13 protein-coding genes and 1 pseudogene are annotated in these 12,128 nt (G+C 65.0%); 2 read left to right on the plus strand and 12 right to left on the minus strand.

The window, feature by feature from the left end; genetic code table 11:
• From QE494_RS10825 to QE494_RS10880, 12 genes are all read right to left on the minus strand, one after another.
• Positions 1-971: hypothetical protein (locus QE494_RS10825; protein WP_300043243.1), on the minus strand; the 971-nt coding region annotated here is incomplete at its 3' end.
• Positions 972-1,039: 68 nt separating this feature from the next.
• Positions 1,040-1,417, minus strand: a complete 378-nt coding sequence (locus QE494_RS10830; protein ID WP_300043244.1) for a hypothetical protein — start codon at positions 1,415-1,417, stop codon at positions 1,040-1,042.
• Between the two features lie 7 nt (positions 1,418-1,424).
• Entirely contained in the window at positions 1,425-2,366 is a 942-nt protein-coding gene (locus tag QE494_RS10835) for a hypothetical protein (protein WP_300043246.1), read from the minus strand.
• A 17-nt stretch (positions 2,367-2,383) separates the two neighbouring features.
• A complete protein-coding gene (gene flhB, locus QE494_RS10840) occupies positions 2,384-3,547 on the minus strand; it encodes a flagellar biosynthesis protein FlhB (RefSeq protein ID WP_300043247.1) in 1,164 nt (387 codons plus the stop codon).
• Positions 3,540-4,316 (minus strand): flagellar biosynthetic protein FliR, encoded by a 777-nt coding sequence (gene fliR / locus QE494_RS10845; protein ID WP_300043248.1) that lies wholly within the window; start codon positions 4,314-4,316, stop codon positions 3,540-3,542. Before fliR ends, flhB begins: the two co-directional genes overlap by 8 nt.
• 45 nt (positions 4,317-4,361) lie before the next feature.
• Positions 4,362-4,631, minus strand: a complete 270-nt coding sequence (gene fliQ, locus QE494_RS10850; protein WP_300043249.1) for a flagellar biosynthesis protein FliQ — start codon at positions 4,629-4,631, stop codon at positions 4,362-4,364.
• Positions 4,632-4,670: 39 nt separating this feature from the next.
• Positions 4,671-5,459, minus strand: a complete 789-nt coding sequence (gene fliP, locus QE494_RS10855; RefSeq protein ID WP_300043250.1) for a flagellar type III secretion system pore protein FliP — start codon at positions 5,457-5,459, stop codon at positions 4,671-4,673.
• Complete coding sequence (gene fliO, locus QE494_RS10860; RefSeq protein WP_300043251.1) at positions 5,459-5,845, minus strand: flagellar biosynthetic protein FliO; 387 nt, start codon at positions 5,843-5,845, stop codon at positions 5,459-5,461. Before fliO ends, fliP begins: the two co-directional genes overlap by 1 nt.
• Positions 5,846-5,853: 8 nt before the next feature.
• Positions 5,854-6,165, minus strand: coding sequence for a flagellar motor switch protein FliN (gene fliN, locus QE494_RS10865; RefSeq protein WP_300043252.1), 312 nt, complete (start codon positions 6,163-6,165; stop codon positions 5,854-5,856).
• Positions 6,166-6,199: 34 nt separating this feature from the next.
• Complete coding sequence (gene fliM, locus QE494_RS10870) at positions 6,200-7,198, minus strand: flagellar motor switch protein FliM (protein ID WP_300043253.1); 999 nt, start codon at positions 7,196-7,198, stop codon at positions 6,200-6,202.
• Positions 7,199-7,237: 39 nt separating this feature from the next.
• Positions 7,238-7,798, minus strand: coding sequence for a flagellar basal body-associated protein FliL (fliL, locus tag QE494_RS10875; protein ID WP_300043254.1), 561 nt, complete (start codon positions 7,796-7,798; stop codon positions 7,238-7,240).
• Between the two features lie 84 nt (positions 7,799-7,882).
• Positions 7,883-9,283: a flagellar hook-length control protein FliK gene (locus tag QE494_RS10880; protein WP_300043255.1), complete on the minus strand. Its 1,401-nt coding sequence runs from the start codon at positions 9,281-9,283 to the stop codon at positions 7,883-7,885.
• A 249-nt stretch (positions 9,284-9,532) separates the two neighbouring features.
• Between QE494_RS10880 and flhA the strand changes: the two genes are divergently transcribed.
• Complete coding sequence (flhA, locus tag QE494_RS10885) at positions 9,533-11,644, plus strand: flagellar biosynthesis protein FlhA (RefSeq protein ID WP_300043256.1); 2,112 nt, start codon at positions 9,533-9,535, stop codon at positions 11,642-11,644.
• A gap of 67 nt (positions 11,645-11,711) precedes the next feature.
• A pseudogene (locus tag QE494_RS10890) lies at positions 11,712-12,128 on the plus strand (hypothetical protein); the annotation flags it as partial.

Here is a 12,128-nt window from a genome sequence, read left to right on the forward strand (position 1 = left end):
GGGGGGGGGTGGGCCGCGGGTGCCGCTGTAGTTGCCGCAGCCGGGGCAGGGGCTGCTGCAGCAGCAGCTGCGGCAGCTTGGGCGCGCTGGGTTGCCTCCAGATAGCGCTCGCGCTGCAGCGTCACCAAGGACTGCACATCCCGATTGAGTTTGTCCACGTTGCCGACGGTGCCCTTGAGCGCCTGGACATCGCGTGACAGCGACTGCACCGCATTGGCCTGCGCTTGCAGTCGCGCCCCCAGCGCGTCAACCTGACGCGCCACGCCTTGGGCGCTACTGGCGACTTGCTGCGCCGTCTTGCTCGGGATCTGGCTGCTGATCGCCTCGGTCTGGCGGATCGCGCCCTCGAGCTTGGCGCCTACCTCCGCAGAGGCCTTGGCCAGCACTTCGACCTCCTTGGCCATGGCGCTGAAGGAGCCCTTCATCTGGTCCAGCGAATCAACGCCAGCATTGAGGTCGACCACCCGCTTCATCACTGCGTCAATGGTCAGGTCTAGCTGATTGATCCGGCTGTTCATGCGGATTCCGGTCACCAGGAAGAAGCCCATACAGATCACCATGATCAGCGTGGTCGAGATGAGAAAAATCAGTGCTTGCTTATGCGCCGTCTCCTGAACCTTGCGAGCTGTCTCCTGAGCCTGTCGCAGATCGGCAGCGACGCTGGCTGCAGCCTCTGCGCCGCGGTTGGCCAGGTCGGCCGCATCCAGAGTGGCGGCTGCCAACTTGTCCAGAGCCTCGGCCGATGCAAGTGCTTGCGCTTGGGCTTGAGCCACTGACGCTGCGTACGCGTCATGCTCCAGCGCGGCGTGAGAGTTCTCTAGCGGGCCTGCCGCGGTAGCGCCGTCGTCGTCGCTCGCTGCATGGATGGATTCGGTGGGGTCGAGCACTGGCGGCTCGGCCGCGAGCACAAAGCCGCTGGCCTGTGCGTCGGGCGCTTCGGCCTCGCCGTCTGTCTTTGCGGTTGCGTTCATGGGAGCTCCTGTTTCTCAGTGCGCGTTCATCATTTCCAGGGCAGTGGTTCTTAGACCCTCACCCGCTTTCATCGGGACCCTGCGCCGGTCTTGTTGACGTCGCTATCGGCTTGAGCAAGTCGCGCCCGCATCTGGCCGTTGCGTTGCTCGACTTGGGCAATTCGCGTGAGCAGGGGGCTGTAGTCCTGGATTGCACCGGCAGGACTTGGCTGGTCTGCCCGCGGCCTCACATTGCCCGCCGCCTGCGTCGGGGGAGGGCGCTGCGGTGTCTTGCGTGCTGCCAACGCCGCTGGCTCGGGTGCGAGCCCATCGCGGAAGAGCGCGCGTGGCTCTTCGGGCAGACGGCCGCCAGCCGCGCGCGTCGGCCGTTGTGTGGCCACAGTGCTGCCTTCGGCCAGCGAGACGGTGTGCGGCTTGCCGCTGCCAATGATGGGCGGATCAGACATGGTGAGTTCAGCGCTGAGACGCGGCGGCCTGACCGCCAGCGGCCGTCGGACGCGGCGCCGGTGTGTGGGCGGAAATCCAGGCGGCAAGGGCTGCAGCGAGTGCGGCGCTCAAGATGAGGCCACTGGTCACGATGATCAAGTTGCGCCGGTCGGTCGCACGAGTCTCGGCCAGTGTGCGGGTCTGTGTGGCTGTCGCACCTTCAGCGGTGCTGCGATCGGGTCGGGTTCCGGTCCGTGCCGCAAGTCCCGGCGCGCTCTGCCCGGCCCAGGATGATGGGGCGGATCGTGCCCAGGCGGGTGCCGTTGCTGAGGTGAGGCCGGCGGCGCCCCGTCCGGAGCGAGGCCCTGCGCGTCCCGGGGTCGGGTCATCTCGCAGGCCTGCTTGCATCGCCTCACGCAAGGCAGCACGGGCACGCTCGGCGTGCGCGGCCTGCGCTGCGGTCATGCCTGGCGGGAGGATGTTCCAGTGCAGCAGTTGTGGCCCCAGAGCCCGCAGGCTCTCAGTGACGGCCAGATCCCGCCCTTGGACCAGTACAAGCCGCAAGTTGGCGCCGGGCAAATCATTCACCAGGCGGACCAGCAGTGTCAGGCCCTCGGTCGTGAGTTGGGGCGTATCGGGCACGACCAGCACCTGGACTGGCCGGTGCTGCACTGCCTGGCGGTCTAGCACCTGATCGATGGGAAGTTCTGCCAGCAGGCCGTTGATGTGGTCCAGCAGGTACTCGCTGGTGGTGGGCAGGTGTGGCAGCACCGTGACCTGCGGATCTTCGCGCAGCTCGCGTACCAGCAGGCGGCTGTAATGGGCCAGCAACTCGGGGTCGGGGCTGGTCAGCGCCAGGTGACGACGCTCGGCCAGCATGGCCTTTGCCATTTGCTGCATGCGGCGCGCATCATCGATGCTGTGGAAGCCGTCGTGCTTGACCAGGAAGGGGTCGATCTTTTTCGTCATGGGCCTGTCTCTTATGTTCAGGGAGTGGCGAATTCGGGTTCGAGGCGCTGACCCGATGCGTCAAAGCGCATGGCCGGCGGCACCTGTGGGCTGGGCTTGCGCATGCCGCTGCGTCCAGGCTGGGCGCCTTCGAGGCTAAAGACGTAGGCAATGACCTGGGCCACCGCGTGATAGAGCGATTCGGGCACTTGCTGCTCGGCTTCAGTGGTGAAATAAAGCGCACGGGCCAGTTCCGGCGCGGGGAACAGGTGAACCCCGCACTTGGCCGCTTCCTCGCGGATCTGGGCGGCCATGAAGTCACTGCCCTTGGCCACCACAATCGGGGCGCCATCGCCGTTCGGGTCGTACTCGAGGGCCACCGCGAAGTGCTCAGGGTTGGTGATCACCACGTCGGCGTCCTTCACCCGTTGCATCATCCGGGCGTTCGCCATTTCGCGCTGCCGGCGACGGATGTAGCCCTTGACCTCCGGGCTGCCCTCCATCTCCTTCATCTCGTCCTTGACCTCCTGGCGGGTCATGCGCATGCGCTTGGTGAAGGAATACTTCTGCCATGGCACGTCGATGACCGCGATCACGGCCAAGGCCAGGGAGACCGCCAAGGCCGACTCCATAGTGATCCGACCGGCCAGTGCCAGGGCCGGTTCCAGCGGCATCTCGCCCACGCGCAGCAGGTCGTCCATGCGCAGGGACACACTCAGCCAGACAGCAGAGCCCACCAGCAAGCATTTGAGGATTGCCTTGGTCAGTTCGATCAATGCGTGGGTTCCGAAAATGCGCTTGAGGCCATTGATCGGATTGAGTTTTTCGCCCTTGGGTGCGATCGCAGAGGTGGCGAACAGAAAGCCGCCGGTGAGCGCCGATCCCAGGATGGCCATGACGAGCGTGGTGCCCATAATGGGGGTGATCACCAACAGTGCGCTGGCGGTCTGCTCGGCAAAGGCCGTGGCCATGAGCAGGGGCTGGTCCATCGTTTTGCGGTCGAATCGAAACCCAGCGGCGAACTGGGTCGACAGGCGGCTGACCATCCACGGGCCGGACAGGGCAAGCACCACCAGGGCGGAAATGACCACCGCCGCCGCGGGCAACTCGATGGAGCGGGCGACCTGGCCCTCGTCGCGGGCCTTTTTTAGGCGCCGCGCGGTAGGTTCTTCGGTACGGTCCTGCCCGGTGTTTTCAGCCACGGGGCACCCCCAGCAGATCGCGCACGACGTCGAAGCCCGACAGCCATAGCCATTCCATGCGGCCCACCATCGAGCCCAGGAAGATGAACAGCACCAGGAAGCCGCCCGCGATGGCGGCCGGGAAACCCAGCGAGAACACATTCAGGCTGGGAGCGGCTCGGGAGACGATTCCCACGCCGATGTTCACGAACAGCATCGCGATCATGATCGGCAGCGCGACCAGCACCCCGCCGAGAAAAATCATGGTCGACCAGCGTAGCACCAGGGTGAGCGAGGTCGGGGTGAGGATGGAGGTGCCCACGGGCAGCGTGCGAAAGCTCTCCAGAATCAGCGACAGCAAGATGGCGTGACCTCCGCTGCTAACCAGCACCAGTGAGGCAAGCAGGAAGAGAAACTGTGAGACCACCGGCACCGAGCCCATGTTGGGGTCCATCATGCTGGCCATCGCCAAGCCCATGGAGGATGCGGCGCTTTGGCCGGCGACCACCACCGCAGCAACCACGACCTGCAATATCAGTCCGGCCAGGCTGCCGATCATCACCTGGTTGACCAGCTCCTTGAGTCCTGCGGCGGAGGTCGGGTCGACCACCGGCCACTCGTACAAGGGGTAGACCAACCAGGTCAGCACCAGTGCCAGCAGAACACGCAGCCGCACATTGAATGCCGCCTGGGCAAAAAGGGGCGCGGTCAGCATCAGGGCCGAGATGCGCAGCATCGGCCAGAGGAAGGTGTAGAACTTCGCAATGATGTCTGCGGTGAGCAGCGTCATGGCCGGGTTCCTCTTGCTGTCTGCGGGGGCTGCCTGCTCGACCGGTCAGGTGAACAGGGTGGGAATGCGCTGGAAGATGCCGCGCGTGAAGTCCACCAGCGCGCCCAACATCCAGTTGCCGAAAAGCAGCAGCGACAAGCCCATCAGAATCAGCTTGGGAATAAAGCTCAGGGTCATCTCGTTGATCGAGGTGGCCGCCTGGATGATGCCGATCAAAAGACCAACGATCAGTGCCACGGCCAGCAGCGGCGCGCTGATCAAAACGGTTGCCCACAGGGCCTGCCGGCCCAGGTCTACCACCATTGCTGCGTCCATGGTCTTGGTCCTCTGATTGCGTTTGTGATTGCGCCTGCGCTAGGGCATTGCGAAGCTGGAGGCCAGCGATCCCATGATCAGGCTCCAGCCGTCGACCAGAACGAACAGCATTAGCTTGAAGGGCATGGAGATCATCATGGGCGAGAGCATCATCATCCCCATCGACATCAGCACGCTCGACACGATCAGGTCGATGACCACGAAGGGGATGTAGATCAGGAAACCGATGGTGAAGGCGCTCTTGAGCTCGGAGGTCAGGAAGGCCGGCACGAGGGTGGTGAAGGGCACATCGCCAGCGCTGGCCACCGGCCGGTTGCGGGCGATTTCCATGAACATGGCGATGTCGTCTTCACGCGTCTGCTTGAGCATGAAAGCGCGCAGGGGCGCCTCGCCGGCGGCCAGGGCCTGGTCCAGTGAGATTTTCTGGTCGAGGTAAGGGGCGATTGCGTTGGCGTGAACCAATTCGAATACCGGTGACATGACGAACAGGGTCAGGAACAGCGCCAGTCCAGTGAGCACCACGTTGGGCGGGGTCTGGCCGGTGCCCAGGGCTTGGCGCAGGATGGACAGCACGATGATGATCCGGACGAAGGCGGTCATCATCAGTAGCGCCGACGGCAGCAGCGTCAGCGACGTCATCAGGGCCAGCAGTTGCAGCGACAGGCTGTACTGGGTCTGGCCACCGGCGCCCTGGGTTACGGTCACGCCAGGCAGGCCCGGGGCGGGCACGGTCGCCGCCCAGGACAGGGCCGGCAGCAGGAACAGAGCCAGCAGGGCCAACTCAGGCAGATGCCGGCGCAGGGCCGACAGGGGCGAATACTTGGACATCAGTCGCGGCCTTTTTCGAAGGCCGCGCGAGCCTGTGCCATGCTGGCCTGGAAGTGGGCATGCGCGTCTGCGCCTTGCCCCTGGGGTTGGGACCAGGAAGCCAGAGTCTGTATTTGTGTCGCGGTGATGCCCACCAGCACCTCGCGGTGGTCGACCCGGATCAGGGCCACTTTGTGGCGGGCGCCCAGGGCCATGGACTCAACCACTTGCAAGCGCTTTTCCTGCCGGCCAATGCCCCGTGCGCCCTGCAGACGCTTGAGCGCCCAGAGCAGGCCCACCAGCAACACGATCACCAGCGCGAAGCTGGTGCCGTATTGCAGCAGGTCGGCGCCGGAGGGCGCGAGGCTACCCGTGGTGGCGGCTGAGGCCGGTGCGGAGGCAGCCATCGCGACGCTCACAGGGATTCCAGACGCTCGCTGGCGGGCACCACCCGGGTCAGGCGGATACCGTAGCGCTCATTGACCAGCACCACTTCGCCCTGGGCGACCACGGTGTTGTTCACGAGCAGGTTCAGCGGCTCGCCGGCGATGCGGTCGAGTTCGACCACGCTGCCCTGTGAGAGACGCATCAGGTCGCGGATTTTGATCGAGGCGCGTCCGACCTCCACCGACAGGGTGACCGGGATGTTTTGGAGCACATCTGGGTGGATCTGCTTGCCGGCCTCGGGCGCATCGGCCACCGGGGTGTCGTTCTCGGTGTTGCTCATGGCGGGTCTTCCTTGGGTGAAATAGTCGTCGGGTTCAGTCGTGTGCAGCCGGGCCGATGGCCTTGACCACCATCACGGCCGCATTGGCGCCGAGGCTGCCAACCTCGACATCGAACACCGGCTTGTCGCTGGTGGTCATGCGTGCGTAGTCGGGCTTGCGAAATGGCAGCACATCTCCCACTTGCAGGCTTCGCAGCTGCTGCATCGTGATGTCCACCTTGCCCAGCGAGACCTGGAGCTCGATGGCGGCATCCTTGACCGCGGAGGTCAGATCGTCGCGCCAGATCTTGTCCGACTCCTCGTTGCCGTCGCCGCTTTGCAGGCGGTTGCGAAGCAGGTCGCGGATTGGCTTGAGCGACATGTAGGGGATCACCATGTCGATGAAGCCCGGAGCGGAGCTCGTCGACTCGGCCTCAAAGCGGCTCAGGACGACCAGGTCGTTCTCGTCGGCGATTTGGGCGAACTGGGGGTTGATCTCCGAGCTGACATGCTCGAAATCCATCGTGGTCAGGGGTCCCCAGGCCTCCTTGAAGGAGCGGAACAGGATTTGCAGGATCAGCTTGATGATCCGGGTTTCGGTCGGCGTGAACAGGCGCCCCGGGGGCAACTGGCCGACGCCGCGGCCGAAGCCGCCAAAGAAGCTGTCTAGGGAACTGAAGATCACCGTCGGCTCGATCACGGCCATTGAGTAGCCGCGCAGCGGGTTGATCCGCAGGATGTTGACCGACAGCGGGGCGCGCAGGTCGTTCACGTAGTCCCCAAAGCGCATGATTTGCGCCCGTGTCGGGTTGATGCGGGGGCTGACACGCAGCACCTCCAGCATGCCGAGGCGGAACTGGCGAATGAACCGCTCGTTGACCATGTCAATCGAGGCCAGGTTCACGCCCAGGCTGCTGTCCTCTGCAGCCAGGTCGTGCTTCTGCACTTGCAACTGGGTGTTGTAGCCCTCACCGTCGCCCAGCGGCTGGTCCCCGATGGATCGGGTCAGGGCTGCCAGTTCTTCAGGGGAGAGCAGGGGCTCGGAGGTGGCCATGGGGTGCTGCCAGTGCAGGCGTTCGCTCGTCGTCCGGACTTACTGGACGATGAAATTGGTGAAGACGATTTCTTCGATGCCGCCGAAATCCTCTAGCTTCTGGAGGGTGCTGTTCATCTCGTCGCGGATCTTCTCGGCCAGACGCTTTCGGAAGTCGGCCGCGTCGATGTCTTCGGCGCGGATCTGCCGCATCACGTCCATGGCCACCGAGCGCAGCGCGAACTCGTGCTTCTTGATGTTGGCGATCACCCTGTCGTCATAGCGGGTCATGATCGCAACCTTGACCTGCATGACCTTTTTGGAACCGGTCAGGTTGGCCAGCAGGTCCTTTTCGAGCTCGACATAGCGGACCTCGAACTTGGCCATCGAGGGCGTTGCCATCGGTACCGGCGCAACTGCTGGTGCGCTGGCCTTGGCCGCCGGTGCGCCGCTGCCTTGGCCGTCTTTTGAACCGCCGCCTTGGCTATCACCGCCCGCAGCCGCGACTTTTTCGTCGACCGCCTGCTTGTCTTTCTTTTCAAAGAAGCCGGAGGCGAACAAGGTGCCCACGATGGCCCCTGCCATCAAGATGATGGACACCAAGATGGCCAATATGGCCATGATCAACGGCTTCTTGCTTTTTGGCGCTTCGCCTTCGACTGCTGCTTCTTCTGCCACTTCATGCTCCTTGGGGGTCAGCCCCGATCAGACCAGCACGTCCCAGTTTGCACTGCTCGCCCGGCGTACGCTCGTCGCCGCAGGGGAGGCCAAGGCGTCGGTGCCGGAGAGGGGCTTGCTGCCCGCCTCCTCGCGCCTGCCGCCAGGCAGGGATTGCTGGGGTGTCGGATTCCCGCCAGCACTCTGGCTGGAACCCTGTCCCACGTGCAATGCCGCAATGTCCATGCCAGCGCCGGAGAGTACCTCGCGCAGCCGCGGCAGACCATCAGCCAGAAGTTCTCTTGTCATCGGATTGAATGCGCGAAAGGCAGCGTCCAGCTCTCCGGCACGCATACGAAGATCGACCTCCACCTCACCCAAGGTGGACGGCTTGAGCAGCAGCTTCATCGACCAGGTACCGCTGGCGATCTGACCGAGTACCCGTTGACCGACCGCTTCACCCAGGCGCTGCGCCAGGGCGTGCAGGGCTTCGGCCCGGTGCTGAGCCGAACTCGCCTGCGGCGTTTCGCCGGCGCCGTCGGCGAGGGCGAGCGCGCCGGCCCCACCTGACGAGGCACCTGGCGCCAATGACACGGGGTTGCCTGGGACCAGGTCCGGGGCCTGTTCACCGCCGCCGGCTCCGTCCTCCAAGAGGGCCAGGACAAAGGGATCCACCTCCAGGGACAGAATTTCTACGGGTGTGGAGGCGCCCTTGAGTGCGGTTTCGAGTTTGCCCGTGTCGGCGCCCGGTTTGCCCTCGGCCTTTGCGAACAGGCCCGCGCTGGCCAGTGCTTGGGCAGCCGCAAAGCTACCGGCCGCGTCCGGCACATTCAACTGTGCCGAGGGAGCGGTCGGGGCCGATCCGAAATCGGCCGCAAGACCTGAGACCCATTGACCCATCCAGGCGGCGGCCGGTGCGAGCCCCAGGGTCTGGCCCGGGTTGATGCCCTGGCTGCCGGGGCTCACGCCCCCATGCCCTAGGCCGGTCAGGTGGGGGCTTTGAACGGGAATCATCAGGCCGGGTGGCAAGAGGGTGCTGGCCTGCAGGGCGGCGTCGAGTGTCCCCTCGTCCTTAGACGCCTCGCCCGGCTTGCCTTCGTCTTCGGCTTGCCCCCCTTCCGAGAACAGCCAGGCCACCACCTCCGGGGCGATTCCCTGCGCGGTGGCGAAGGCCGCCAGGCTCTCTCCGTCGGGCTGGCCGGCGCCCGCCGTGACGAGTTCCAGCGTCGGGCTCAGGGCCACGCTAGTGAGTGAGGCCGCAGCGGTGGCAATGTTTTGCCCCTGAGGTGGTTGGCCCAGGGCCTGCGCCAATCGCAATGAAAAGGCGTCGCCGTCGGCGGTGGCTCCCGCAGAACCAGAGGCCGCTGTGGCGCCTGTGGCGGAAGCGGCCGCTTCGGCCTGCAGGGCTTGGGAGGAGGTGGTGTCGAGCGAAGTGGAGGACAAATGCATGGCGTCGGGCGTGTCGTTCGAAAGTGTTCGTTTTGCGGGTGATCTCCGCGGCACACGGGGTTCTTTGCAAGAACCGTGACCGGAGAGTTCTTGCCGCTTCTCCTCAATTCCTCGCGCGCGGGCGAGGGCCCCGGACCGCGATCGCCAACCCCCGTCCGGGGCTGGTCCCAAGCATCGGGTGTCGGTTCATGGTGGCACACCCCTTGCAACCAAGTCCCCGAAACACCCGAAAAACTGCCGAAAACCATCATGAGCATCGCCACACTGTCGACGATCCGACAGGGCCTGTCCCAATACGACAGCTCGGGCCTAGCCATTCCAGGCCTGGTCCTGCTCATCATGGCGATGCTGATCCTGCCGCTGCCCCCGCTGCTGCTGGACGTGCTTTTCACCTTCAACTTACTGATCGGCCTGGTGGTGATCATGATCGCCATCAACACCAAGAAGCCGCTGGACTTCTCGGTGTTCCCCTCGGTCCTGCTGTTCGCCACCATGATGCGGCTGGCCCTGAACGTAGCCTCCACCCGTGTGGTGCTGGTCCATGGCCACGAGGGCCATGAGGCGGCAGGCCAGGTGATCGCTGCCTTCGGCGAGTTCGTGATCTCGGGCAACTACGTCGTCGGCGTGATCATTTTCGTGATCCTCACCATCGTGAACTTCGTGGTGGTGACCAAGGGCGCCAGCCGGGTCTCCGAAGTGAACGCCCGTTTTACCCTGGACGCGATGCCCGGCAAGCAGATGGCCATCGACGCCGACCTGAACGCCGGCGTGATCGACCAGGACACCGCCCGGCGCCGCCGCGAGGAACTGTCGCAGGAGTCGGACTTCTTCGGCTCGATGGACGGTGCCTCCAAGTTTGTCAGCGGTGACGCCATTGCCGGCGTGCTGATTCTCCTGATTAACCTGATCGGAGGCTTTGCCATCGGCCTGGGCCAGCATGGCATGCCCCTGGGCGAGGTGACCCGGCTGTACGTGCTGCTGACCATCGGCGACGGCCTGGTCGCCCAGATTCCGGCCCTGTTCCTGTCGCTGGCTACCGCCATCATCGTCACCCGAGTGACCACTGCCGAGTCGATGACCGAGCAGGCGGTGTCGCAGTTTTCCAATCCCTCGGCCTTGTTCATCGCCGCTGGCATCCTGGGCGTCCTGGGTCTGGTGCCCGGTATGCCGCATGCCGTGTTTCTTTTCCTGGGCGCTGCCGCTGCCGGCGTCGGCCTCTGGCTGGTCGACCGTGCCAACCGGGCCAAGCTGGCCAGCGAACAACCCACAGGCCCTTCGACGGACGCCCCCAAGGAACTCGACTGGGACGATGTCGAGTCGGTGGACCTGATCGGCCTGGAAATCGGCTACGGACTCATTCCCCTGGTCAACCCCGAAAGCGGTGGGCAGCTCATGACACGGGTCAAGGGCGTGCGCAAGAAGCTCTCCTCCGAGCTGGGCTTTCTGGTTTCGCCCGTCCGCATCCGCGACGTCCTGAGCCTGGAGCCCGATGCCTACAACATCGTCCTCAACGGCGTCGTGCGTGCGCGCGGTACCGTCAAGGCCGGCCGGGAGCTTGCCATCAACCCGGGCTCGGTCTACGGCAAGCTAGAAGGAGTGGCGACCCGCGAGCCCGCCTTTGGCCTGGAGGCGGTGTGGATTGACCCGACCCAGCGCGATATCGCTCGTACCCTGGGCTACACCGTGGTCGATGCCGCCACAGCCATCGCCACCCATATGAACAAGGTCTTGCGTGACAACGCCTCAGACCTGCTCTCGCACGATGAGACCCAGAAGCTGCTGGACAAGCTGGCCACCCGCCATCCCAAGCTGGTGGAAGAACTGGTGCCTGGCAAGCTGCCCCTGGGTGTCATCACCCGCGTGCTCCAGAGCCTGCTGACCGAATCCGTACCGATCCGGGACATGCGCAGCATCGCCGAGGCGCTGCTGGAATCGGCCGCCCGTACCCAGGACCCGGACACCCTGACCACCCTGGTCCGTCCCAAACTGGGCCGTCTGATCGTGCAGAACCTGCTGGAGAGCGCTGAGACCCTTCAGGTCATGACGCTGGCGCCGCAGATGGAGCAACTGCTCCATAGCTTGCTTCAGCAAAGCGGCCCCGGCGGCCAGCCGGTGCTGGAGCCCGGTATGGCCGACAGCCTGTTTGGCGCACTGCGTGACAGCGCCCGCCAGGTCGAGGACAGCGGCGTGGCCGCCGTCCTGGTTGTGTCGCCCGCCATCCGTCCCTGGCTGTCCCAGGCGACCCGCCACCGCATTCCCGACCTCACCGTTCTCTCTTACAGCGAAATCCCGGACGACCAAGCCGTCAAGGTGGTGTTCACCGTCGACGCCGAATCCAAATCGTCGCGCGCGGTGTCCTGATCCGTCCCGTTTACCGCCCGAGCACGAACCCCTTTCACTACGAGCCGATTCCTGAAAGCGCAACGCCATGGAACTCAAACGCATCCTCGCCAAAGACAGTCGTACCGCCATGGACATCGCCAACAAGCGGTATGGCAAGGACGTCCTCGTGGTCTCCAGCCAGAGCGTGGGCGGCCAGGTCGAGCTGGTGGTCGCACTCGAAGCGGCTCCTGCGCCCGCACCGGTGGCTGCCGATGACGGGTCTAGCGCCTTCACCCAGGCCTTCCGCCAGGCCCTCGGTCCAATGCCCGATGCGCCCGCCACGGCCGGCCCCAGCCTGGACGCACCCGTCATGACCGCCGCCCAGGCTTTCGGCCGCGCCAGCCAGCGGGCTGGCACCAGTTCGCCCCTCCTCGCAAACCACACCCCGCAATCCCAGGCCCTGGCCGCCGCACGTTCGGCTGCCGAGACGCTGCGCCCTTCCAAGGGCGGTGCCGCTGCCAGC

This window comes from Ramlibacter sp. (assembly GCF_029866045.1).
Classification (GTDB): domain Bacteria; phylum Pseudomonadota; class Gammaproteobacteria; order Burkholderiales; family Burkholderiaceae_C; genus Ramlibacter.